The sequence below is a fragment of the Clostridia bacterium genome (assembly GCA_036562685.1).
In the GTDB taxonomy this organism is placed as follows: Bacteria; Bacillota; Clostridia; order Christensenellales; family DUVY01; genus DUVY01.
In genome coordinates this window covers 1-25,849 of the sequence record DATCJR010000113.1, presented here as the reverse complement: position 1 = coordinate 25,849, position 25,849 = coordinate 1, and the positions used below count along the sequence as shown (strand labels likewise).

Below are 25,849 nucleotides of genomic sequence, written 5' to 3'. Positions count from 1 at the left end.
GTAGCTGTCATTCCGCCAAAACCTTCTGCCACATCAGTACGCACTGCAACCCCTTTAAAAGGCGAATATACTGAGCCAAGAGTTGTTGTTACGAGGAAATATGAAGTACCTTGTGCAACTGTAAATACCTCATTTTTATCATCAGGTCTTCAAAAACGAATTCTCCATGCTCCCCAGTAATTACAGAGAAAAAACAGAAAATAAGCCGGAATTTGAAGAACTTAAAAACTATGATGTTTAGAAAGTTGTTTTCTTAAAGCGCTGAAACCAATTATTAAAATTTGGATATTACCATGCTTGCATCAAGACTGCCCAAATCTTTTGATTTCATATCAGCAATACCGCAAGTCTGGGCAGCACCTATAGCCAAAGCATACATACCTGCATTTTTAGCTGCAATAATACCCGAATGAGCATCTTCAACCACAAGACAATTCTCAGGCTCTATGTTTATTAACTTTGCCGCCAGTAAAAAAACTTCGGGATCGGGCTTAGAATTATTAATCATTGTGCCGTCTGCAACCGCATCAAAAAAGCCGTTCAAACCAATATAATTAATGATGTCTTTGCAGTTTTTGCTGCTTGAACCTACGGCAATCTTAATATTAAAATCTTTTAATTCCTGAGCAAATTCTTTTGCACCTTTTAATATATCTTTGGGCGTCAGATTTTTTATTAATTCCTGGTAATATGTATTTTTTCTTTGTGCCATATCTTCTTTTTGCGCCTGTGTATAATTTTTTTTGCTTCTTTCCAGCAGGATTTCAAGACTTTGCATACGGCTTACGCCCCTTAATCTGTCATTAATTTTACGGTCAAAATAGATATTTTCTTCATCAGCCATACGCTTCCATGCAAGGTAGTGATAATTATCTGTGCTGACTATTACCCCGTCTAAATCAAAAATAACGCCTTTTAACATATTCTCTCCTGTATTTTAAGTTATTGCTTGTATGACATAATCATTTTTTTCAACAATGATTTTGTACTTTTTGCCGCATAATTTCAGACAAAAAGCCACCCTTTCCCATGAACTCGGGAGCATAGGTCTGATACTGATTTTTCCTTTATTTGTTTTCAGTCCGCAAAAACCGTATACTACACTCATATATGCCCCGCCTGCGGCGGCAGGATGTGTTCCCCCTATGTAAATATTGCCTGCAAATTGTTTTGAATTGCCGTTAATGTCTATCTCTGCACTTCTTAAAAAATAAGGATATGCTTTATCGGGCATATCGCAGTCGCAAAACAGCAAAGCGTGCATGCACATACTCAACGAACTTCCATGTTCTGTTCTGGGCTCGTAGAACTCAAGATTTTTTAGTTTTGTATCATAATCAAATTCATCTGACAATAAATTTAGTAAGACAACTACATCAGCCTGTTTTATTACTTGAGTATCTGATGCTATTCCATGGGCTCCGCCCCAATATTCATTAGGTTTGATCAGTCTTGTTTTGAGTTTTTCAATAGATGCATCTTCCAAACCAAAATATCCGTCAAACTGTTCAATCAATCCATTACCTTTGGGTACATATAGTTTTTGGTATACTTTTTTTATATTCTGCCAGTCTTTTTTGAGATTGATTTTCATTTCCAGATTTATTAAATATTTTTTATAATGCATAGATAAAAATTCTCTGCATTGTATGGCATATTCTAATGTCTTTTTTGCCATATAATTGGTGTAAGCGTTATTATTAACTCTTTCATGATATTCATCAGGTCCTATTACATCCAGAAGTTCAAATCTATCAAGGCGAAGATTATAGTATGCATAAGAATAATAAAAACGTGCACACTCAAAAATCACTTCAGCACCGCCAGAAATCAGTACAGAATCATCGCCCGTCTTTAAATAGTAATTCCATATCGCGTAAGCAATGTCTGCACTGATATGAATCTGCTTGTCTTTAAAGTAAGTCCGCAACGGTCTATTGGTAAAAACATCTGTTACATTATAATCAGAACATGCGTCAATGCCGTCTTCCTGACTTTCCCATGCATAAAACGCACCCAAATACCCATAATCCAACGCTTTTTTCCTTGCTCCGTCCAAAGTGTTGATTCGGTATCGAATTAAACTCTTAGCAATATCTAAATCAGTGTTGGTATAAAACGGCAATAAAAATATTTCGCTGTCCCAAAAAACCGCTCCCTTATATGTCTGTCCGCTTATTCCCCTTGCTGAAACCGAATGTCCCATTTGATAAGGTGCTATTATAAGCAAATGATAAATGCTGTATCTCAGCGCCTTTTGTGCTCGGCAGTCGCCAAAAATCTCTACATCACAATCGGCCCATTTTTGCTTCCAGACTTTTTTGTTGGCTTCACTCAAAGCCAGATAGCCTTGTTTTTTTGCATTATCATTTATGTCGTATGCCTTTTGTCCGGCATTAATTTCGCTATGTACAATAGCAGCATATTTTGTAATAATAAAAGGTTTTTGCGGGTTTAAACTTATAGAAAAGGTTCTGCCAATATAGCTGTCAATGTCTGTAATCTTAGAAGTGAAGTTGTCAGATTGATTTACTTCCAAAGATAAAACCACAGCTAAAGGCAAATTATTTTCTAATGTCTTGCAAAAGACAATGACCTTATCATCTTCTATCTTTTTTTCTTCTGTTTTAAAATGAGGGCCATTGATGTCCCATACATCCAGGTCAATGCCGGCTTTAAATTCTATCTTTATGTTATTATCTGATTTTATTATTATCTTTTCGCACAGCAAATGAGGTTCATCAAAACTTGCAAATCTTTGCACATCCAAAGATACCGTTGTGTCATTGACATAAAAAACACTGCTGCGGCTATATTGTCCATGACTTATATCAAGGGCAACATCATGCCGTAAAGGCATTATATTTAAGGGATTGAGTTCTTTGCCGTCGGCAATTATGCATGAATACAAAGCATTGGGAGCATTAACGGGCTCACGCCATTTATCACCGTTTCTGTCATACAAAAAAGGAAGATTGCAGGCAGGCTTACAGTCTTTTTTATACTCGTTAAGAGTGCCGCGATATCCCAGATATCCGTTGCCTATTAAAAATTTGTTACCGTCATTGATAATATTTTCAGCATCAAATTCTTGGCTTTTAATAATAAATTGCTCATTCATATTTAATAAATCGTGTATGTTTTGCCGACAGGTATTCTGACAGCAGAATTGCCGTCATCCACAAATGCTTCGTTATGGTTTACCGTTATTTTGTAATTTTTATTGTTGAAATTTATTTTGAAACTGTATTGACTCCAGATTTCAGGTATTTTAGGGCAAATTGTTATTTTATTAGAATCACTTCTTAGCCCTCCGTAACCATAAACAATATTCATCCATGCCGCAGCAATGCTGGTCATATGCAAACCTTCAAGAGTATTTCGATTAAAATCATCAAGGTCCATTCTGGTGGCAAACTCAAAAAACTTAATAGCATCCTGTTCATAATCCAATGCTGCCGCCAGTATAGAATGAATCGAAGGCGACAAAGACGACTCATGTATTGTTCGCGGCTTATAAAAATCATAGTTGGCTTTCAGCTGTTTCAGCGAAAAATCCGAATAAAATAAAAACATAAACATCAGAACATCAGGCTGTTTTATCATATCATTCCGATAGATTCTGTCATATGACCAATGATAATATAGAGGAAAATCCTCAATAGGTATAGAATCGACATCAACATGCGGAAGATCAAAATATCCTGCATGCTGTTCAAAAATCATTGATTCATTATCATAAGGAATATACATACTGTCTGCACACTTAGTAAAAGTATTGATTTCATTCTCACTTACTTCAAGATTTAAAAAGCGTTGATAATTTTTTTGATTAATTTCATCCAATACTTGCAGTGTATATTCCAGAGTCTTTTTTGCCATAAAATTGGTATAACAATTGTGATTGACCATCATCTGAAATTCATCAGGTCCCATTACGCCGTAATAGCCAAATCTGCTGCCATCGGCATTCCATTGCCCTCTTGTAATCAAAAATCTGGATATTTCTAAGAGCATTTCAATACCTTGGTTATATAAAAATTCGGTATCTTTGGAGATTTTAAAATAATGCATTATGCCGTATGCCACGCCAGTGGAAGGTTGAAATTGCAGACTTGCATGTTGCCACAAAGTACATGCTTCATATCCGTTTAATGTTGCAATGGGATAACATGCCCCCAAACAGTCAAGCTCTTTTGCTCTTGACTTAGCCTGAGGCAATGTTTTATAACGGTACAATAAAAGGTTTTTTGCCGCCGCCAAATCATTAAACAGATAAAAAGGCAGACAAAATGTTTCCGTATCCCAAAAAGTATGACCGCTGTAAGCTTCGCCTGTAAGTCCTTTTGCACCTATATTGTTAGTACGGTCAAGACCGTGCAGTGTCTGATGAAGATTAAAAAGACAAAATCTTATGCCTTGCTGATTATTAAGATCTCCTTTGATTTCTATATCCGATTTTGACCAGAACTCTGACCAATGATTTTGATTGTCTTTCAAAGATTGCATATAATCGCAGGAATTATTTAATGCGGTCTGGGCTTCTGATAGCAAGTCTTTAGAAGTTTTTTGTTTTTCGGCTATGTTACAGATGTTTTTTTCTATATCGATATATTGATTTTTTTCTAACTGAAACATTAATTTTTTTGCCGCAAACTTTGATTCTTTGATATCCGTTCGTTGATTTTCAAGACAATTATTTTGAACTTTCAGCCCAAAAGAAGACATTATTCTTTGATTTGTAGTAGGTGTGCTGGCACATAAAAATACATGGTCTTTTTCTATACGGCAAGATTCATGCTGCCAGAAATTTTCTTTTGAAAAATGCAGAATATTAAAATCAAGTCCTGATATAATTTGTATTTCGCCTTCAAAATCTATCGATTTTATATGTATCTTTTGAAAACCAAAACGGCAATCAATCATGGATAAAAACCGTCTGAAAGATACTTCCAAATTTCCTTTATGAGTTTTCCATATAAAAGAACGTATCAATTCTCCGTTTTTAAGATTCAGACTGCGTTTAAAATCACTGATGTTACATTTTGCTATGTCCAGTTTCAATCCGTCTGCATATATCTCTGTGTAAAGATAATTAACACTGTTAATCATAAAATGAGTGCGCTGAACAATACCTTTATAATGAATAGGGGTTATATCTTTGGCATATTCATATATACCGTTAAAATATGTTCCGATAAGACTTTTGGCACTGACGCCTTCTTCTATTATACCTCTTACGCCGGTATACTCATTGCAAAGCGAAAAAATGCTTTCAGATACGGCGTTTTTTTCGGCGTCATAACCTATTTCTTCTATAGTCCATCCATCACCCTTAAAATAACGACATGCGGTCTTAGCCATATCAATAAAAAACTCCTGTTTTATTATTCTTTAATTCCAGCTGAAGCTGCAGCAGCAGTAATGTATTTTTGAAAAAATGCAAATAAAATTACAGGCGGAACAATTGAAAAAGACAGCACCATAAGAAGTTCGTCAGGACCAAAGTTCCCGCTGACGCCCATGTTGCTCTGAAGGTCAAAAATCTTAACCATAACAGTCCGTAAATCGTCTTGCCTCAGGACAAGATACGGAAGCAAGAAATCCGACCATGCTCCGTTAACAGTAAATATAAGAACTACCATTATAATAGGCAGTGATAATCTCAAAATAATATGATAAAAAATCTGAAGTTTATTACATCCGTCCAGTTTTGCGGCTTCTATCAAAGCTTTTGGCAATGAATCAAAATAATTTTTCATCATTAAAAAATACATGGCATTGGCACCAAATGCCAGCCACAGCGGAATATAGTTGTTGATGAGATTAAGTTTTGTAATATTTGAAAAAAGCACTCCCATACTGGTAATAGCCGGAATCATCAGGCTCATAGTAATAAGTGCGTTAATAAATCTGTATCCAATGGGTTTTATAATAGAAACGGAATAGGCAAGCAAGCCGTTAAATATAACAGAACTGATACACGCACCGATTATCACAATAAACGAGTTAATAAAATACTTTGAAAAATTAAGATAATTCCAGACAGTCAGAATTTTCTTAATATCAAAGTTTTTTGGGAAAAAGCGATAAGGTACGCTGTAAAGTTCGGCTGCTTCTTTAAAACTGGATACAAAAAGCCAGACAGGCGGAAACACGCTTATAAGAAAACTTATACATAAAAAAAGCATTAATACAGCATAAATAATTTTGCCTTTAACTTTTTTATAATCGGAAAAGGTAAATATTCCTTCCGTTTTGTTTAATAATTTTTTCATTTGCTTTTTTCCCTGATCGGTTTTCTTCCGTCTTTATTGGACAGTTTATTATAGATAAAAGTAAACAAAACCAAAAATGCCGCTATCATTACCGCTAATGCCGAAGATTTGCCTTGTCCGTTCATTTCTATAAAGTAAAAATTATAATTAAGTAACATCAAAGATATTGTGCTTTTGTTGGTGCTTGAAGTCATAACCCATGGCTCATAAAACACCTGAAAAACAGAAATAATCTGTAAAACCAGCAACATCTTTATAGTAGATGACAGATGCGGCAGTGTTATATGGATAATTCTTTTAAATGCATTGGCGCCGTCAAGTCTTGCGACTTCGTAGTAAGCGGAATCAAGACTTTGCAAAGCCGCCAGATAAATTAACATTGTAGCTCCTGCCCCCCTCCATGTCATTGTCAATACAACTAAAGGTATGGCAATATTGGGATCATCAAGCCATAAGGAAGGCTTCAGATTAAACAGAGCAAGGATAGAATTCAGGACTCCGCCGCTTGACGGGTTGTATAAAAACTTCCACAACAGCACTGCTGCTATTCCCGGTACTATACTGGGAAAATAAAGACTCAATCTGAAAAAGCCTTTAAAATGTATAACTTCGGAAAGAATAAGCGCCATAATTATAGGCACCAGAAAGCCTATAATTAATGACCAGAAAGTATATTCCAAAGTATTAAAAAATGCATCTTTGAATATGGGAGTTTTAAATACTTCTATATAATTTTTAAACCCCGAAAAAGCTCCCCGCTTAACACCTTCAATTACAAAAAATGAATTAAATGCTGTTGTTAACAGCGGATACCACAGATAAAAAGAAAACAATATCAGTCCCGGCAGCATCAATAACCATCCGCCTAAATTGCTCTTAATTACAGGTATTAACTTCTTCTGGGTTTGTTTTATCATCTTAAGCCTTTACCTTAAGCCAGTTTGCTCATATATTGCGATTGAAAATTGCTGTTAGCTGTTGCAAGGAGTGCTGAAGGGTCTGCCGTCTGTCTTCTCAAAACCTCTTGCAGACATGTATCAAGCTCAGCATACATCTCCTGACAATAATATGGCTCTTCAGAACGCTTAGTAGAATTTACGTTATTAAAAAAGTCTTTAAAATAGTCGATATTAACATTGCAGTGTCTTTGCTCTATTTCCTTTGCTGCCGTCCGATAATCTTCATTAATCCACGGTTTTATACTGTCTACGACTATCATATTATTTTTAATGGCTGTAGAAGCCCCTAATTCCAAACTTCCTAAAGCGATTTCACTTACTTCGGGCGAACGTCCCATATATTCTAAAAATCTTAATGCTCCCAGCACTTGTTCATCACTGGCATAATATGAAAACATAAAAGGAGTTCCCCCGAACAGAGTATATTGTCCCCCGGGTCCTTCAGGCATAGGTACAAAAACAACATCTTCTTTATCCATATCAAACATAGTAATAGGTGTTGATAATGCATCACTTCCGGCAAAACACATAGCAACTGCGCCTGTTCCTATCTTTTCATACCAATCTGAATATGTATAAGACGTACCTTCCAACAAAACATTATGTTCCCATTTCAAATCTTTTATCCATTGCAATGCTGCTATTGCTTCCGGACTGTTAAGATTGGCTATCCATTTATCCTGATTGTTTTGAATCTGAAGACTTGCTCCAAAATTCCATGCAATATTAGAAAATTGCCAGCCGCCGTTACGATTTGCTGATAAAATCAATAATCCTTTTGTACTATTGTTGGTAGCTTGTGTTACTGTTATGGCTGCCTGAGTCAATTCTTCAAATGTAGTGGGATACAACGGCTTTCCTTCTTCATCATAAATATCAATTTCGCCGTCATCATTCCAGTCATAAAATATGCCCACATCGGCAAAAATTCTTTTATTGATATATAACCCCAAGCCGTAACCATCTCTGGGAACTCCATAAATTTTTCCGTCACGGCTTAATGATTCGCGCATTTCCGGATCCATTTTGTCATACCATCCCAATTGTTTCAGAGGTTCTGTTATATCTTTTACCGCAGTTTTCAAATCAATTAATTTCTGAGGCTCTGTAAACCAGGTCTCAAAGACGGTAGGCTGAGTTTGACTCATTACCAAAGGCAAAAAAGTATCGGGGTTGTATTTATATGTATCTACAACTATTTCATATTGAGGATATTCTTTTTCAAAAAGTTCTTTCCATGTCTGATACATCTTTATATCATTGGTCAATTCCTGAGAGGGCCACATGCCCAGATTTATTTTTATTTTTCCGTTATCTTTACAGCCATTTAATAATCCTATCGGAAAAACCAATATGACACAGATTATAAATATAATTACTTTTTTTACCATATTTTTCTCCAAAACTCATGGTTAAATCATATTTTTATAGTTTAATTATAAAATATCAATGCATTTTTGAAAACGCAGTTATTCTGCAAAAAGGGTGGTTATACTGCATAAAATAAAAACTAATATTTACACGATAAAAAGATTTGTTATAATATTAGATATCTGATTATGTTTAAAAAACTGAGAAAAAAAATAATAATATATATGATGTGTTCCACTGCCGTTTTTATTACTGTATTGGGGATTACATCTTATTTTATAGTCAGGACAAATGTCTATAAAAACTTTGTTCAGTTTTCACATCAGAATATAACTCAAAGCATTAACAGCAGTTTATTTTACATAAACTCTTCCGTACAATCTGCCAGCATGATAACCAATAACAACATAATAATAGAAGAACTCAAAAAAGACGAAGAAAGTACAATTATTAACCCTATATTAAATAATGTAACCAATTCGTCTTTTGGAGCAATGTGTTCGTATTTATACGATATCAAGGGACATATTTATCAAAGCAGTAATATAGGATATTTGCCGAGTCTTGATGCTATGAATGAAAATCAACACATAGCTGAATTCTTTGCTGATGAGAAAAAATCCTTTATCTCTATAAGAACTTCTCCTGTTTTCGGAATCTATGATAATATCAAATATTCTGAAGAAGGCAAAAGTGAATATGGAATTATCAGTTATATTGAAAAAATCATTGATGAAGATGATTCTTTACTCGGTTATTTGTTTGTTGATATTAATCCAAAAAAAATATATGATAACTTTTTCAATTATAAGGAAGGAGATATCTTTGAAGCACAATCATATATAATATCCGATAATGAATATATAAAATATATTAATCATTCATACAATGTGCCTTATGAAAAAATAATAAACTCCCAGAACGACACACAATATATTCTTGATAATAAATATCTTGTCATAACATATTCGGTATATACTGATTATACCGTATTGGTAACCCTTATACCGTTAAGCCAATACCGCCATAACATGATTGTAATTGCTGTGGTCATATTGGTTTTGTCTGCTATAATGATCATTGCTTCATATTATATTGCCAGTTATACAGCTAAAAAGATTACTAATCCTTTGGAGAGGTTAGTAAATAAGATGCAGAATTCCAAATTATAAAATTATTTTCGGCTGGCTATCCTGATGGTAACTTTAGTTCCTGCATTTTTTTCAGACTGTATGGAAATACCGTATTTATTGCCGTATTCCAATTTTATTCTTTCATCAACGTTTTTTAAACCGTATCCGCCGGCAGAATTCTGGCTTCTTAATGTTTGCATAATATCAATAGGTATATCAAAGCCTTTTCCATTATCAATTACTTCATACACAATATCGCCGTCATGCAAATATGCTCTCAAAATAATATTACCCATATGATCTGATTGGGATATTCCGTGTTTGATTGCATTTTCAACTATGGGCTGCAACAATAATTTCAGCGTTATACAATCTTTAACATCCTCACTCAAATCATATTCAATAGTAAATTTAGACGGAAATCTTACCAGCTCAATATCAATAAAGTTTTTTATCAACTCAAACTCTTCTTTGACTGTAATATATTTGTCTCCTTTGTGAAGACTGATTCTGAAAAATTTTGAAAGAGCCATTACAAGCTTTTCAATATTAGTCTGCTTTTCTAATTTTGCCATCCAGGCTATTGCATCCAGTGTATTATATAAAAAATGCGGATTTATCTGTAATTGAAGTGCCTCCAGTTCCAGCTTCCTTTGTTTTTCCATGTCACGCTTATTGGTTTCCATCAAATCGACCAGTCTTATTATCATATCGTCATACGCTTTTTCAAGCTGAGCAATTTCATCCCCATGAGATTTTTTGCTCAAACCCTTCTGACCGTTTTTGGTAAATTCTTTTATAGCATTATTAAGATTATTAATAGGACTTGTAAGACTATACGATAATCGTATCCCTACCGCACCGGCTATTATTGCTATAACAATACCCATAACCATAATAATGGTTTGTAAAGACTCTATATCTTTGGTTAAAACATCGTAATCAAAAATACTGACTATATGCCATGATAGATTGTAATATTGATTGGAGAGATTAAGATTGTTGGTTACCATAATAGAATTGATATTATCTATTTTTTGAATTTTATAATTAGGCAAGTTTTCAAAATCAAAAACATCCTGACCAAAAATTGTTGAACCGATATATTGTCTTTGCGGATGAGACAATATTGTTTTTTGATTGTTTATACAAAATGAATATCCTTCAGCTCCCTCTGAACTGAATACAGATTTTAAAGACTGCTCTTTTATATAAAATACAGCAGCACCATATGTCGTGCCGTAAGATGTCATTCCAATGCCTATCAGGATATAATCATTTTCTTCATCACTTATAACTCCGCCTTGTTTTAATTGCAGCGGTTTTTGCGATTTTAATACCGATTCCAAAAAATAATTATCGGGTAAATTCAGGTCATCATTTCCTGAAAATCTTAAAAATCTTTCAAAGCCGTACAAAACCACATCGCCATACAAATCATAATTTAACCCCGAAGAGTTTATTATGGATTGATATTGCTCCTGACGAGTGCTTTCATCCAGTGAATCGTCTTTTAATAGGCTTTCTAATGTGTTGTCGCCAATAAGCCTTGAATACAAATGACTGACATCATCAAAAATCATTTTGACGCCTTTATCCATTTCATTCTGAAGTGAGTAAATATTGTTATAGATATAGTCTTTTAAAATAAGCTGAGCGGCTAACTGAACGACAATAAGCATAACAACACAAAAAAATGCCAATACTGCCGTAAACAGCAAAGTCATTTTGATTCTCAGGCTATTAAGCCTGTGCATTATCCGTCTCCATCAACTTTTCTTGCATTATATATTGGCTTGGTGTAAAACCAGAATTTTTTTTGAATACCTGACTGAAATATTTTACGTCACTATACCCCACAGCTTCTGCTATTTCATAAATCTTATAGTCATTTTCTCTTAATAGCTTTTTTGCAACCATCATCCTATAATCAGTAAGGCATTGGTTAAAAGTTTTACCCAAAACATCTTTAAACATATGCATGATATTAGATGAACTGACATATAATTCATCCGCAACCATCTGGATAACAATATCTTTATAATAATTTTGGGCAATATAATTTAATGCGTCCTGAATAATCTTATTGTATTTAATGTCTTGATTTGCTCTTGAAATGGTATTAATTGCAGGAAATATCTTTTTCAGACTTGCATTTTTTGCTGTATGAAATGCCCCTTTAATTTCTAAAACACTATTAAAATAATCACTTATACCGATAGAAACAATCTCTTTATTTTTTTTCTCAAAAAGCTTTACCGCCATTTGTAAGTATTTTTCTATATCGTTATTTTTTTCATGTTTAATTATAAAAGCCGAAAAGCCCTTAAATATTTCATGTATATATGTTAAATTGTCTTTCTGCAATTCTTTAATAATATAATTATTAAGTTCTTTTAAAGCATTGACATCCTGAACAATATTGCTGTCATTCTGATCGCAAGAACAATAAATACAGCTTCCTTGCTTGATTAAGGGAAATTTATATAGGTTTAATTTGCCTTCAATAATTTCTTCATCATCAAAATTGCCCAATAAAATATCTAATATAACTTTATTTCTGATGTTAGGCAATTCGCCTTCCAATTCCATACGGTATTTTTCATTTTCACGACGAATTCTGAGCTTTTCCAAAGCAACCAATACCGTTCTGATTAATTCATCGTTATCAATGGGTTTTAATAAATAGGAATAAACTTCGTTTTCCAATGCCGTTTTGGCATAATCAAAATCTTTATAACCGCTTAATATGATAGCAGCACAATCCAATCCTGTCTGATTAATTTCTTTTATCATATCAAGCCCGTTTTTTAAAGGCATTTTTATGTCTGTAATAATAATATCGGGCTTGAGTAAAATAGCTTGTTGAATCCCCTGTATACCGTCGCAAGCTTCTCCGACAATTTCTATATCATACAACTCCCAATTGATAGTTTCCCTTATACCTGTACGTACAAGATATTCATCATCAATGATGAGCATTTTATGCATATTTTCACCCCATTTTTCCCTTTGATTCTAGTATACCATATAGAAATCAGTTAATTCAATAGCACTTGAAAAACAATACCAAAAAGCCTTTATGCAACATAAAGGCTTTTGGCATCATTATGAATTACTTCCGTGTTTTAAGATTTTTTTCTTTTGATCAGATATATTGCCAATCCTGCAATGATTCCTGCAAGTGCAACTGAACCTATTACTATGCCTGTAATCTGACCTGCATTGAGTCCTTTTTTCTTATCAAGTTTGGGATTTTCTTCAGCTTCATCAACCGTTATCTGTTTGGTCGCTGTTGAAATATTTCCCGCCTCATCCTGAGCTGTTACTGTTATAAGATAAACACCTGCTTTGGTCGGAATAAAGGAATTATCTGTAACAGTAACTACTGAATCATCATTTGTTAAAACGACAGTTACTTCTATTGAAATGGCTTGAGCTTGTGAGACATTATCCTGAGCGGTTACAGTAAATGATACAACATCATCTACATAATAAGTATCGCTTTGGGTATTGATGGATACTGTAGGGGCTGATGAATCTATTGCCTCATCAAGCATCGTTAGCATATCATCCGGCTGATAATTATTAAATATCTTTACATTCCTTACATTAACGGTACCGCTTTCGCCTGCATCTCCGCTATGGAAATGAATAGCAGTAAACGCCATATCAACGCCGCTTGCAGCAAGGTCAATAACAAAAGTCTTATATTCGGTAGTCAGGGTTATATCCAGATTTTTACCGCCTATAGTTTTAAATACATTATCTTTAAACCATAATGCTTCGCCCGAACCTGCAAACTCAATCCTGATTGTATTAAGATCTGTACCTTCTGCACCTTTCATTTCCATTGACAGATAACGTTTGGCCCCTGTGGGAACATCCATTCCAAAACCGTAAGCATAACCGTTGTCAAATGTTATTGTTTTTTCTTCCGGATTTTCAACTACAGCATTATCAAGATCAATATGGTTTATATCCACATAATAAGCTTTTCTGATATAAAGACTGCCCGTCTTGCCTTCTTCTCCGAAATGACCGTGAAGATCAGTATATCCCAGTCCTATTCCGCTCATCTCCAAATCAATATAAAAAGTCTGATATTGATCTGTTAAGTTATCTAAAAATTTCAGACCGTCAAGACCATACCATCCGCCGTCTTTGAACCATACAGTATTTTCACCCTGAAGCCTTACAGTACTAAAATCAGCCTCGCCGTCTGATCTCATTTCCAAAGCAAGATATCTTCTTTGATTGACATTTGCTCCGCCCAGATAGAAATAATTATATCCTGAAACGCTGATTTCATCTTCGGTTTTTGGAGCTTCAGGCTGGTATGCTATATCTATATCTGTACCTATATTGATTTTTCTGTTGGCAAAGAATATAGAATCAATATACAATTTTCCTGCTCCTGAATAATAAATATTCAATCCGTTTACCTTATTGGGCAAGCCGCTAAGAGCAAGATCTGCAATAAAATATCTGTAGCCGTCTTCATCTGTATATGGATAATCTTCTGAATCCAAAGCAGGCCAGGAATAACCCACATCGCTTAATAATTGAGAAGCATACTTGACATCACTGGCTGAGTCATTGTGATCAATTACATTAAATCTGAAGTTATTTAATGTTGCTCCGTCTGTTCCTTTCATCTTAAAGACCAGATATTTGTACGATCCGTCATTACGATGTTCGGAAACTGCCGCCGCACCATAATGAATATAATCGTTAGAATCCAATGTTGTTGCATCAATAACCAGTTTATTGTTTTTTATTGACAATTTCTCGATATTTTTATATGAAACTATAAAGCTCATATTAACGCTTAATGCGTAAGGGTCATCAGCTACATACGCGCTGTTGGCACCTGTTCTTTCTCTGTTAAATGTATCCCACATCAGAATATCAGATGTATCCAAAGCAGGATAATTTTCAGCAGAATCTTTTATTTCCATATCACTTAAAAATACTTTGTCTATATAGATATAGTTATCAGCATCTCCGTTTGCCGCCAGAATTTCGATGCTGGCAGTTTCTTCAGACAATCCGGATAAACCCAGGTTAATGACATATCCTGTAAATTCTGCTCCTATTTCAGGCAGTTTTTGATTATCAGGACCTTTTAAGTCTGCCCATGCAACTTCAGTACCGTCAGAATCTTTTAAAGAAATGTCTGCTCCTTCTCCTACTGCACGTGCTGTGAATACCACATTATCTTTTTCCAGAGTTATTGTCTTTTTATAAGATCCGTCATCAGCAATCAGATACTGATTGATTACTGTACCGATACTGCCTCTCCAATATGTTCCGGGATAAGGCTGACCAAGATTGGGATTGGAAAAATCATCAACCATTGCATAGTTGTTTTCGGTTTTTGTTCCGTCTTTGCTGAAATAAATTTCTCTTATTTCCAGACTGCCGTTTCCGCTGGTTTGATGACTCATGAGATGAAAACGTTCAAAATTGCCGTTAAAAATATATTTATCATTGGAATCATTAATATTAACCATATAATCGTTTTCTTCATCAAAAGCATTAAGATCAATTCTTAACAACTGATCTGTTCCATCAAATTCAAAGCCTGCATCTTCAACAGATAAAAGATCAGAAACGTTTTTGGTTATAAAATAGGTATCCTGAAAAGCAAAGGTAATCACAAGATCGCTGAGTACTGCTCCTCCTGTTGCTGTAATGTCAAGAATCAGATAACGATAACTGCCTTGAGCATTAATACCCGATCCGCTTTTATAAATTGACTCATCATATGAATTGCCGTTTTCAGAAGTATAGTCAACTTCTAATCTGTTATAGCCGGTAACTTGCAAATCTGAAGTTACTCCATCATCAGCAACAGTTTCTCTGTCAAAGTTATCGACCATGATGTCATAATCTTCATCAAACACTCTGCCGACATATGTATCACCGTCTCTGACATCAGCTGTAGCCGCAAACAAATTGATTGCTCCTACATTGACAACCGATATTGACATTATCATTGTCAATATTAAAGACAAAAGAACATTTTTCTTTTTCTTGATTTTCATTTTCTCCTCCTATTATCTTATAGAATGATCTATCATTCAAAAACATAAATTTCAGATAATTGTGCGCCCCATCCGCCTATAGATGAATTGGAATTATAAACTAATTTTATGTATCTGGCTAAAGCTGAATTTTCCAGCTCAATCTGAATCATATTACCTGTTTTGGGGTCAAACAAATAATCGGCGGCAGGCAATAATGAAGTATAATTTTTCCCGTCCGTGCTTATCATAATTTCTATATTCTGTGTACGCGGCTCCCAGCTCATCAAGGGAGGTAAATGCAAATTAATGTACTTAATATTATAATTTTGCGCCATGTCAATAGTTATTGAAGCAGGGAAGACACCTTTTGAGGACTCATAATATGTCAGATTATTGCCGTCAACCATATTTTGAGGATTATATACATCTTCATGAGAATCAGCACTTACCGCCTTGTTAAAAGTAAGGCTCGGCGGATAAAATTCTATTTCTGCAAAATATGGAACTGCTGCAAATCCGTTTTGCTTTGTTATAAATATTCTTAACTGAATTGCATCATAATTTCCTGCAGGGATTTTTATATCGGTATAATTATTATTTGAAGGCGAAAATTCGTAATCGGCTGAATAAAGCAATCTGTCAAAAAATGTTTTATTAGCAGGTTTTGCAAAAACACTGATTTTCTGAGTTACTGAAAGATTGCTGTCGGGCTCGCCGAATAACCTTATGTTTCCGACAAATTTTGAAGAATCAAAATTAACGGTATAAGCTATAAATTGATTGTTCTTTTTATCTTCCCAATCACTGCTTTTCCAGACTGTGTTTCTATCACCGTCAATGCCGTTGGAAACAGGGTTTTCTGCAGTATGGTATTGTCCGGTACCGTCATCATACGAAGCATTGATCGTTGTTCCTTCTCCTCTTGTAGAAGACACTGTAAAATCTCCTAAAACCTGTTGTCCGACATAAGGTATAGGCGCCTTGCTTGTAGCAAATTCTGGAACAATAAAACCGTCCTGAATGATATTTTGTTTTTGAGTTATTAACGGCAAATCACCGTTTAGTTTCAGGATATAGGGCAGTCTTAATTTTGCGCCTGTGATTTTGTTCTGATCATAAGCATATTTTACTGAACTTACATATTGGTTTTGTGAAAGTTTTGCAGATTTTGAATCTTTTATCGGCGTTGATTCCACCAGCACATTGTTAAATGTTATATTATCAATATTGTGTGTTTTGTCATATCCGGACAAATTAATTGTTAAGGAAGGCAAAGCATTCAAAACCTTAATATTGTCAAAAATAATATCTTTTATTATCCCTCTTTTTCCGCCGCTTTTGGTCCAGACAGAGTGAAAGGCAATCGTCATTTCAATCAAAAAATCATCGTCTTCAAGATTGGTGTTATCCCCAGCCATTTGGGCGTCTTCTATTGTTATGTTTTGAAATAAAATATTGCTTATCAGAGCATCATCACAGTTATGTATGCTCATAGCAGGTTTATGAAAATTATGTAAGACTGTAATATTTTTGAAGGTAACATTTTTTATATATTCTCCGTTGGTCTCATATCCGATTTCCATGCTTTGAGCAAGGTCCGTCCAGACCGTAATGCCGTCAAACAAAATGTCGGATGTTACTCCTCTGTCTCTGTTCTTAACCACAAGAGAATCATCCCATGTCCGAACAAAGCCTCCCTTAACATTTACTTTTTTGCTCGACTGTATGGATATGCCGTCACCGTTGCCGCGCGCTGTTATTATCTTTATATTGTTAATATTGACATCTTCACAAAAATATGATGTTATTGCCCAGCCTGCCGGATTTAAAAAAGTCAGTCCTTCTATAGTTATATTTTTTGAATTCCTGATTTCTATGGGTAAAGTATATTCTGAATCCGTTGTTCTGGGAAAAATTGAGCCGTCAATAATCCCTCTGCCGCGAATTGTCAGATTTTCAATATGGTCTGCTCTGATTGAGCCGTAAACTATTGCACCGCCGGCAATATAAACCGTCATATTATTGGTTACAGGAATTGCATTTGCCTTGTAAACACCCGGTCCGATATACAACATATCATCAGGTATATTATCAGGATCCGGAGTATCTGTCTCCAAAGGATTGGCAAACAAATGAATGGATGTTTTAGAATCACTGTTATATTCAATCACATAATTACCGCTGTATTGAAGTGTAAAAGAAATAACATTGCCGTTTATTTGGGGCTGTATATTATATTCCAGCGGTCTTACCACGGCAGAAGTTAATTCTGTCTGATTTTTTATAGTAATTTTAACATCTACAGAGCCCTCAAAGTCGAATATAGCTACAGGTGCTTTGGTCTCAGGAGCCGTAAAAGTAAATAGTCTTTTATGATTGACCAATGTTTCATAAACAAACAAATCAATATCATTAACTTTTATATCTACAATACCAGAACTTTCCATAATTGAAGGACCGTCATATGTTACAATTTTTGTTGAGGTTACTGTACGTGACGGTGTATAGTCATCTTCATCGGAAATTATTGGATTGTTTTTGTCTCTACACCCTATAAGAACCGAACTAACGATAAACACTAATAAAAAGCATGAAATCAATATTTTAACGGCTTGTTTTAACATATCATTCTCCATTTTTGTTATATTTCAATTATAAATAGCATTTAATTGTTTTTAAATCCTAAAAATCTGCAAAAGGGTTGTATTAATGTTTATATGTGTAAGATTTAATTTGATTTTATTATTATCTAACCAGAATATCGATAGTTTGTTGTTGGATAACTGGCTCCGCTTGGTACAGTTTGGCTGTGAAAAATATTAATATTCTGGGTATATTGATTAGTGTAAAAATACTTATATGACATTGTAAGCTGAGTGTTGATTATAGCAATATCTTTTAATGTGATATTTTTAACAATATGTATTGAATTGTTATATTTTTTTCTTGTATCCATGCTTCCGAAAATGCTTATCGGTATATAGCTGTTGCCGTCAATAACAATAATGTTTTCAAAAACCACACCGTCTATCTCTCCTAAGCTTGTTATTGAATGCTGATCTGACCAAATAGAATTGTACTTGATATTGATGTCTATAAGCTGGCAATTGCTACCTGCATCACCTTGTCCCATACTTGCATCTTCGACCGTAATATTTTTATATACGACATTTTTTATATGTGCATTATTACCGTTATGAATACTCATAACGGGCTTGTGAAAGTTATGTAAGACAGTAATATTCTCAAATATTATGTTTTCCATAACTTCACCTACCGTTTCATAACCTATTTCCATACTTTGGGCAAGGTCAGTCCATAAAACGCAATTTTCAAAAGCAATATTTTTTGTGGTGCCCTGAATATCACGGTTTCTGAAATCAGGATAATTTTTTACTACAAGTGAGTCATCCCAGGTTCTTACAAAACAATCTTTGACTGAGATATTTTGACACGATTGCAGACTTATGCCATCGCCGTTGCTTCTGGAAGAAATCATTTTGAGTCCGTCAATCGTACTGTCTTTGGTAAAATAATATTGGATACACCATCCGGCCGGGTCAGAAATTATTACATCTTTTAAATTGATGTTATTACAATAATTAAATTCAAAAGGTAATTTCCATTGATAATTGGATACGTCTCTTATAAAAACACTTCCGTCTATTATACCCCTGCCCAAAATACTTATGTTCTTTTTATCGTTAGCTATAAAGCCCGCTTGCACTACCGCTCCGCCGGCAATATAAACAGTGGTATTATCAGACAAGATTATTTGATTATTTGAATTAATATAAGGACTGTTTTTAGACGTGTGCAAACCCTTATCAAAATAAATCACATCGGGATCATCTTTCTGAGGTGCGTTTTTTTCTATCCTGTTACAAAACAAATGAATTGCTTTTTGGGAATCACCATCAGGCTCTATTACATAATCTGCCTGAATATATAATTTAAAGTTAATTTCGTCGCCTTTGATATTGCTCTGGACCTGATAACCCAAAGGCCTTATAACTGCCTTTTCTATCAGATTTTCAAATATTATTTTTACTTCGGCATATCCTTCAAAATCAAAATACGCAAAGCCTGCCCCCATCCTGTTCGGAGCTTGAGCATTCCAGGTATGACTTTTATTAACCATAATCTCATATACAAAAATTTCTTGACCGTTAACAAAAATCTTTGCTCCGGCATAAGAGCCGGCATCTTCTGGTGCAGAATATGTTATTATTTCGGATTTTAAAGTTGGGGGCAAAGGTAAGTTGTTCTCTTGTTCACATCCCCAAGTAACTAAAAAGAAGAAAACAAAAAAAGTTATAAATAAATATCTTTTATAGTTTGAACTTATCATATTCAAGTATAATTATAATGTAAAATAAATCAAAGCAAAATATGAAAATTATGCAAAACGGTAGAAAATTTTGCTGATAATATCTATATAAACTACTTATCTTAGAATAAAAAAGAGGGTTAAAACCCCTCTTAAATGTTGTGCTTCAGAAAAACCTTATTTTACCATGCTTTAAAAAGATATTTAATTATGAAAGATGTTAAAGGTGTAATTAAAAATTAAATAAGTCTTTAATATTCGGCCATTTCTGGTCTTTTTCAGAAAGTTTTAATGCAACACCATCTATAGTGTATCCTTCTGCAACAGCATTTCCTCTATACTCTCCCGTAAGTTTAGGCCATTTGATATTTAATTCAGGATCATTCCATGCAATACCGCCTTCATCATCCGCATGATAAAAATCAGTACATTTATAACAGAATTCTGCAAAATCAGAAAGAACCAAAAATCCATGCGCAAATCCTTGAGGAATGTAAAACTGCAAATGATTTTCTTCAGTAAGTTCCACACCAAAATGCTTTCCGAATGTAGCAGAATCAGGGCGTAAATCTACAGCTACATCGTACACAGAACCGCGAATAACCCTGACGAGTTTACCCTGAGGGAATTGTTTTTGAAAATGCAATCCGCGTAATACGCCTTTTGATGAAGAAGATTGATTATCCTGAACAAATACCATGTTCAGACCATTTTCTTGCATGTCTCTTTGATTATATGTTTCAACAAAATAGCCTCTTGCATCACCATGAACTGTCGGCTCAATAAGACAAAGTCCTGAAATACCATTTAAGTTCTTTGTTACTTTAATTTGTGACATTGTGTTTTTTACTCCTTGTATCTGTATATTTAAACCGAATTATCCCTATCGGGCTTTATAATTTGTTTCATTGCATTTATCGCCTCATACAGCGCAGGGTTTTTGGTTATTAATGCCATAACAAAATACACAGAAAAACCAATTATTACTTCTAATGCCAATAATACATACAAATTCTTTATTATTATCTTTAAAATAAGAATAAATATTATCATGATTATTGTTGATATAACACTGGACAGCAATCCTTTTTTACTAATGCTGATCTTTATATGTTTTGAAGCATAAAATAATGTTATCAAAGTAACAAGTAACTCACTGATAATTGAAGCAACGACAGCACCATTCTGAGCAAATAATTTTATAAAGAAATAATTCATAACTAAATTGGACACAGCACCTATAATTGTTGCAATAAGCAATTTCTTTTCGTCTTTGAATGTTAACAAAATCTGAGTTCCGAATAAATTACTCAAACCCAGTACATACACTAACAAAGAACCTATTTGCAAGGTCAGAATTGCCGGCGAAAAAGCTTTGCCGTACATTAAAATAATTATTTCAGATGCACAAAATCCAATTCCAACACCGGCGGGTATGATAAAAAACAGCATTAAATTCAATACTTTATTAACTGTTTCTTTACATTTGTCTATTTCCCCATTACTGTAATACATGCTTAATCTTGGCAACAGAACTCCGCCGACTGCTGCTATCAATGCAATAACTGTTTTTACAATGCGCATTGAATTTGTGTAATAACCAACTGCAGCATCATCACAGAGAGCTCCGATCATTGTGGTATCGAATAAAGTATATAGTTCAATAGATAAGGTAGTACAAAGTAAAATCAGAACCGGTTTAAGATGTGACGTTATATTAAGCCTTTTAAAACTGATTTTAATTTTTTTCTTAATCAGACCAATAATATTTAAAATATTATTTCCTGCAATAGCAACACAACTTATTCCGGCATAAAAGATATAGTCATTTACATCATTAACAAATAAAAATACAGCAATTAATGATAATACTTTAATTACTGTACTTCTTATAGTAATATATTTATACTCTTCGGTTCCCTGAAAAAACCAATCAACATTAATATAATTTAATAAGATACAAAGCCCTATTAAAATGTAAAGTGTTTTATTTGCTTAGCAACAGGTAAATAAGAAATCAAAGAATAATAAGCTAATATACAGATAGTTGTTGATATAGCATTAATAATAAATAATTCAGAAAATAATGAATTTAATTTATTACGATCATCTCTTACTCTGGCAATCTCACGTGTCCCATAATTGGGCAGCCCTAACGCAGCAACAAGTAAGAAATATTGAACAATATTCAATGCATACGCAACTTTTCCGACTCCGTCAGGCAATAAAATACGCGCTACATATGCAGAAGTTAAGAGCGGAAAAACTATATTCAATAATTTATAAAATATATTATATACTGAATTTTTTGCTAATGAATTCATTTATTTTAATTCCATTCCGGCTCTTTCAAGCGAATTTGCTATCACCTGATCCATGTCATAATATTTATAATCTCCAAGACGGCCGCCGAAGATTATATTTTTCTCGCCTTCTGCCAGCTTTTTGTACTCAATATACAGTTTTCCATTCTTTTCATCGTTAATCGGATAGTACGGTTCATCTCCGATTTCCCATTCTGAACTATATTCACGGCTAATTACCGTCTTAGATAAATCATTACCATTAATATCCTTGCCAAACTCAAACCATTTGTGTTCAATGATACGAGTCCAGGGTGTTTCCCTGTCCGTGTAGTTCACAACAGCATTACCTTGGAAATTTGGCGTACAAAGTATTTCTGTTTCAAAACGTACTGAACGATACTCAAGTGCACCAAGACTATATCCGAAATAAGTATCAATTGCACCTGTATATACAACTTTTTCAGCCAATGCATCATACTCAGATTTTTTCTCAAGATAATCTTCATTTAACCGAATTTCGATACCATCAAGCATATTGGCTATCATTTTTGTATACCCGCCTATCGGGATTCCCTGATAAAGCGCATTGAAATAGTTGTTATCAAAAGTAAATCTGACCGGAAGACGTTTGATGATAAAAGCAGGCAATTCAGAACAAGGTCTTCCCCATTGCTTTTCAGTATAACTTTTTATCAACTTCTCATAAATATCTATGCCGACTAAAGAAATTGCCTGTTCTTCAAGGTTCTTAGGGCTGGTAATTCCAGCAGCCTTTTTCTGTTCTGCAATCTTAGCAGCTGCTTCTTCCGGAGTCACCACTCCCCACATTTTATTAAATGTATACATATTAAATGGAAGTGAATAGAGCTCACCTTTATAGTTAGCCACGGGCGAATTAGTAAACCGATTGAAAGTTGAAAAGGTATTAACATAATTCCATACTTTTTTGTTATTGGTATGAAAAATATGAGCCCCATATTTATGAACATTAATACCTTCGACATTTTCAGTATATGCATTACCGCCAATAGTCTGACGTTTATCAATTACAAGAACTGACTTACCGGCAGATTTTGCTTGTTGTGCAAATACTGCACCGTAAAGTCCGGCACCTACTATCAGATAATCGTATTTCAATTAATTTCACTCCATATTGTTTTAATTATTAATAATATCTTCAGATTTTAGTTCGTTCAAAAATCTATTCAATGCATCTTGCCAATTGGGAAGCAAATTAAACCCATTTTGTGCCAATTTACTCTTATCCAATCTGCTGTTAAGCGGGCGTTTGGCTTTTGATAAACCGTATTCTTCTGTAGTTACAGGAATGACAGTTACATCCATTTCGGCCTGCCTGTAGATTTCCACGGCAAAATCATACCAAGATATAAATCCACCTTCATTGGTTGCATGATAATAACCGTATTTTTCAGTTTCAATCATATCAACCAGAAGACGTGCCAAATCAATTGTATATGTCGGAGTACCGATCTGATCTTTGACAACCCGAACTGTTGAATGTGTTTTGCCCAGCTTGAGCATAGTCTTGATAAAATTCTTACCGTTATTACCAAAAACCCATGCTGTGCGAACAATAAAATATTTTTCAAGCGTATTGGCTACCGCCAACTCGCCTTCAAGCTTTGTCTGCCCGTAAACAGAAAGTGGTTTATAATCTTTACAATCCGGCTTCCACGGTTCAGTGCCTTGTCCATTAAACACATAATCTGTAGAAACATATACCATTTTGCAATTGAGTTTTTTACAGACGTTAGCAATGTTCTGTGTGCCGTCTATATTAACAGCTTTAACTTGTTCAATTTTATCATCATCCTCAGCCATATCCACAGCAGTCCACGCGGCGCAATGAATAACAGCATCCGGATTAATTTCAGTGATTTTTGCTTCTACTGCCTTAGCGTCTGTAATATCCATTTCTGCCACATCCACACCGACAGCAGTATGTCCACGCTTTTCAAGTTCATTTACCACATCGTAACCAAGCTGACCCGCAACACCTGTAACTAATACTTTCATTACATTCTCCTATCTTTTGTCTATCTGTTCCCATACATTTTTTCATAATAGTGCTGATATTCACCGCTGATGATAGTTTCCCACCATTCACGATTATTTAAATACCACTGAATAGTTTTCTTAATGCCATCAACAAACATTGTCTCCGGCAACCACTTTAATTCATTATGAATCTTAGTCGGATCAATAGCATATCGCATATCGTGTCCCTTTCGGTCAGTAACATATTTTATCAGAGAATATGGCTTTCCAAGCTCATCACAGATCATCTTGACAATGTCAATATTACGCATTTCATTATGTCCGCCAATATTATATACTTCACCCACTCTGCCCTTATGGATAATTAAATCTATTGCTTTACAATGGTCTTCTACATAAAGCCAGTCACGGACATTAATACCCTCTCCATATACAGGCAAGGGTTTATCGTTAAGTGCATTGGCAATCATCAGCGGAATTAACTTCTCAGGAAAATGATAAGGTCCGTAGTTATTTGAGCATCTGCTGATAGATACCGGCAACTGATAAGTCCGATAATATGCAAGAACCAGAAGGTCTGCCGCTGCTTTTGAAGCACTGTATGGACTGGATGTATGAATAGGTGTTTCTTCAGTAAAAAATAAATCGGGACGATCAAGGGGAAGATCGCCATAAACTTCATCTGTTGATACCTGATGATACCTGGTTATTCCATATTTTCGGCAAGCATCCATCAATACTGCTGTTCCCATGACATTTGTTTCAAGAAAAATACCTGGGTTTTCAATGCTTCTGTCCACATGGCTCTCAGCGGCAAAATTGACAACGATATCGGGATGCTCTTCTTCAAAGAGTTTGTACACGGTCTCACGGTCACAGATATCTGCCTTTACAAACCGGAAGGTCCATCATCAAATTTTAGAAGTTTTACTTTATTTCCTGGATTAGGAATATCTGTCTTTTCAGGTTCACTCCAACTCTTTCCACCATCATAAGAATTGCTCCTGTACAAACATCCCGCGCCATCCATTCTCAACAACATAACTAGCGAATTATCTGAAAGCTCTATAATAGTAGGCTCTGACCAAACCCACTTGCCTTCTATTAATGTGTCAACTTCCCCGCCTTTTTCAAAAGTTTTTCCGCCGTCATAGCTTAGCAATACACCAGAATGCACATATTTTAGACCAGCTTTCCAAACATAAGTATTTTGAGCTTTTAGCCAGTCATTTTGTTCTTGTGTTACTGGATATCTTTGATAAGGTATCAAAATGGTACCATTTTTTAAAGTTATCTGACCTCTTACAAAGGTGTAAGTTTCCAAATACGGTGTAGCTCCAGCATTAACCCATGTGTAACCGCTGTCATAGCTTTTCATCATAATACATTTCCAATCAACAAAATAGCCATTATGAACAGTC

At 34.6% G+C, this 25,849-nt stretch carries 19 protein-coding genes and 1 pseudogene; 2 read left to right on the top strand and 18 right to left on the bottom strand.

Going from position 1 to position 25,849, the window contains the following annotated elements; translation table 11 throughout:
• On the top strand, positions 1–180 hold a 180-nt coding region (locus VIL26_05295; protein HEY8390347.1), incomplete at its 5' end, for a hypothetical protein.
• Between the two features lie 94 nt (positions 181–274).
• On the opposite strand, the gene pgmB is transcribed toward VIL26_05295, so the two are convergent.
• From pgmB to VIL26_05265, 6 genes are read right to left on the bottom strand one after another with little or no spacing between them, the layout of a single operon-like run.
• A complete protein-coding gene (gene pgmB / locus VIL26_05290) occupies positions 275–922 on the bottom strand; it encodes a beta-phosphoglucomutase (GenBank protein ID HEY8390346.1) in 648 nt (215 codons plus the stop codon).
• Positions 923–937: 15 nt separating this feature from the next.
• Positions 938–3,121: a glycosyl hydrolase family 65 protein gene (locus VIL26_05285; GenBank protein HEY8390345.1), complete on the bottom strand. Its 2,184-nt coding sequence runs from the start codon at positions 3,119–3,121 to the stop codon at positions 938–940.
• Positions 3,122–3,123: 2 nt separating this feature from the next.
• A complete protein-coding gene (locus tag VIL26_05280) occupies positions 3,124–5,364 on the bottom strand; it encodes a glycosyl hydrolase family 65 protein (GenBank protein ID HEY8390344.1) in 2,241 nt (746 codons plus the stop codon).
• Positions 5,365–5,387: 23 nt separating this feature from the next.
• On the bottom strand, positions 5,388–6,278 hold the full coding sequence (locus VIL26_05275) for a carbohydrate ABC transporter permease (GenBank protein HEY8390343.1): 891 nt from the start codon (positions 6,276–6,278) through the stop codon (positions 5,388–5,390).
• Positions 6,275–7,195, bottom strand: a complete 921-nt coding sequence (locus tag VIL26_05270) for a sugar ABC transporter permease (GenBank protein HEY8390342.1) — start codon at positions 7,193–7,195, stop codon at positions 6,275–6,277. The genes VIL26_05275 and VIL26_05270 overlap by 4 nt, the downstream gene beginning before the upstream one ends.
• 14 nt (positions 7,196–7,209) lie before the next feature.
• Positions 7,210–8,628 (bottom strand): extracellular solute-binding protein, encoded by a 1,419-nt coding sequence (locus VIL26_05265; GenBank protein ID HEY8390341.1) that lies wholly within the window; start codon positions 8,626–8,628, stop codon positions 7,210–7,212.
• Between the two features lie 168 nt (positions 8,629–8,796).
• Between VIL26_05265 and VIL26_05260 the strand changes: the two genes are divergently transcribed.
• A complete protein-coding gene (locus tag VIL26_05260) occupies positions 8,797–9,780 on the top strand; it encodes a hypothetical protein (protein HEY8390340.1) in 984 nt (327 codons plus the stop codon).
• Between the two features lie 2 nt (positions 9,781–9,782).
• Here VIL26_05260 and VIL26_05255 read toward each other — a convergent pair whose 3' ends face one another.
• The 12 genes and pseudogenes from VIL26_05255 to VIL26_05200 form a co-directional block, all read right to left on the bottom strand.
• Positions 9,783–11,498 (bottom strand): sensor histidine kinase, encoded by a 1,716-nt coding sequence (locus VIL26_05255; protein HEY8390339.1) that lies wholly within the window; start codon positions 11,496–11,498, stop codon positions 9,783–9,785.
• A complete protein-coding gene (locus VIL26_05250) occupies positions 11,485–12,732 on the bottom strand; it encodes a response regulator (protein HEY8390338.1) in 1,248 nt (415 codons plus the stop codon). The genes VIL26_05255 and VIL26_05250 overlap by 14 nt, the downstream gene beginning before the upstream one ends.
• A gap of 137 nt (positions 12,733–12,869) precedes the next feature.
• A complete protein-coding gene (locus tag VIL26_05245; GenBank protein HEY8390337.1) occupies positions 12,870–15,791 on the bottom strand; it encodes a hypothetical protein in 2,922 nt (973 codons plus the stop codon).
• 32 nt (positions 15,792–15,823) lie between these two features.
• Complete coding sequence (locus VIL26_05240; GenBank protein ID HEY8390336.1) at positions 15,824–18,397, bottom strand: discoidin domain-containing protein; 2,574 nt, start codon at positions 18,395–18,397, stop codon at positions 15,824–15,826.
• Positions 18,398–18,522: 125 nt separating this feature from the next.
• Positions 18,523–20,028 carry a glycosyl hydrolase family 28 protein gene (locus tag VIL26_05235; protein HEY8390335.1) on the bottom strand — a complete coding sequence of 502 codons (1,506 nt, stop codon included), beginning with the start codon at positions 20,026–20,028 and terminating at the stop codon, positions 18,523–18,525.
• Positions 20,029–20,335: 307 nt separating this feature from the next.
• Positions 20,336–20,941, bottom strand: coding sequence for a dTDP-4-dehydrorhamnose 3,5-epimerase (gene rfbC / locus VIL26_05230; protein HEY8390334.1), 606 nt, complete (start codon positions 20,939–20,941; stop codon positions 20,336–20,338).
• A 29-nt stretch (positions 20,942–20,970) separates the two neighbouring features.
• On the bottom strand, positions 20,971–22,047 hold the full coding sequence (locus VIL26_05225; protein HEY8390333.1) for a polysaccharide biosynthesis C-terminal domain-containing protein: 1,077 nt from the start codon (positions 22,045–22,047) through the stop codon (positions 20,971–20,973).
• 26 nt (positions 22,048–22,073) lie between these two features.
• The gene (locus VIL26_05220) at positions 22,074–22,427 is read right to left on the bottom strand and encodes an oligosaccharide flippase family protein (GenBank protein HEY8390332.1); all 354 of its coding nucleotides are present in this window, start codon (positions 22,425–22,427) and stop codon (positions 22,074–22,076) included.
• Positions 22,428–23,546, bottom strand: coding sequence for a UDP-galactopyranose mutase (gene glf, locus VIL26_05215; protein HEY8390331.1), 1,119 nt, complete (start codon positions 23,544–23,546; stop codon positions 22,428–22,430).
• A 21-nt stretch (positions 23,547–23,567) separates the two neighbouring features.
• Complete coding sequence (gene rfbD, locus VIL26_05210) at positions 23,568–24,446, bottom strand: dTDP-4-dehydrorhamnose reductase (protein HEY8390330.1); 879 nt, start codon at positions 24,444–24,446, stop codon at positions 23,568–23,570.
• Between the two features lie 20 nt (positions 24,447–24,466).
• A pseudogene (gene rfbB, locus VIL26_05205) lies at positions 24,467–25,330 on the bottom strand (dTDP-glucose 4,6-dehydratase).
• A complete protein-coding gene (locus VIL26_05200; protein ID HEY8390329.1) occupies positions 25,318–25,806 on the bottom strand; it encodes a sialidase family protein in 489 nt (162 codons plus the stop codon). The pseudogene rfbB and the gene VIL26_05200 overlap by 13 nt, the downstream one beginning before the upstream one ends.
• Between the last annotated feature and the right edge of the window lie 43 nt (positions 25,807–25,849).

Bases quoted from the DNA above. Each gene is read 5' to 3' on its own strand.
- pgmB (HEY8390346.1), bottom strand. From the start codon at position 922: ATGTTAAAAGGCGTTATTTTTGATTTAGACGGGGTAATAGTCAGCACA.
- VIL26_05285 (HEY8390345.1), bottom strand. From the start codon at position 3,121: ATGAATGAGCAATTTATTATTAAAAGCCAAGAATTTGATGCTGAAAAT.
- VIL26_05280 (HEY8390344.1), bottom strand. From the start codon at position 5,364: ATGGCTAAGACCGCATGTCGTTATTTTAAGGGTGATGGATGGACTATA.
- VIL26_05275 (HEY8390343.1), bottom strand. From the start codon at position 6,278: ATGAAAAAATTATTAAACAAAACGGAAGGAATATTTACCTTTTCCGAT.
- VIL26_05270 (HEY8390342.1), bottom strand. From the start codon at position 7,195: ATGATAAAACAAACCCAGAAGAAGTTAATACCTGTAATTAAGAGCAAT.
- VIL26_05265 (HEY8390341.1), bottom strand. From the start codon at position 8,628: ATGGTAAAAAAAGTAATTATATTTATAATCTGTGTCATATTGGTTTTT.
- VIL26_05260 (HEY8390340.1), top strand. From the start codon at position 8,797: ATGTTTAAAAAACTGAGAAAAAAAATAATAATATATATGATGTGTTCC.
- VIL26_05255 (HEY8390339.1), bottom strand. From the start codon at position 11,498: ATGCACAGGCTTAATAGCCTGAGAATCAAAATGACTTTGCTGTTTACG.
- VIL26_05250 (HEY8390338.1), bottom strand. From the start codon at position 12,732: ATGCATAAAATGCTCATCATTGATGATGAATATCTTGTACGTACAGGT.
- VIL26_05245 (HEY8390337.1), bottom strand. From the start codon at position 15,791: ATGAAAATCAAGAAAAAGAAAAATGTTCTTTTGTCTTTAATATTGACA.
- VIL26_05240 (HEY8390336.1), bottom strand. From the start codon at position 18,397: ATGTTAAAACAAGCCGTTAAAATATTGATTTCATGCTTTTTATTAGTG.
- rfbC (HEY8390334.1), bottom strand. From the start codon at position 20,941: ATGTCACAAATTAAAGTAACAAAGAACTTAAATGGTATTTCAGGACTT.
- VIL26_05220 (HEY8390332.1), bottom strand. From the start codon at position 22,427: ATGAATTCATTAGCAAAAAATTCAGTATATAATATATTTTATAAATTA.
- rfbD (HEY8390330.1), bottom strand. From the start codon at position 24,446: ATGAAAGTATTAGTTACAGGTGTTGCGGGTCAGCTTGGTTACGATGTG.
- VIL26_05200 (HEY8390329.1), bottom strand. From the start codon at position 25,806: ATGAAAAGCTATGACAGCGGTTACACATGGGTTAATGCTGGAGCTACA.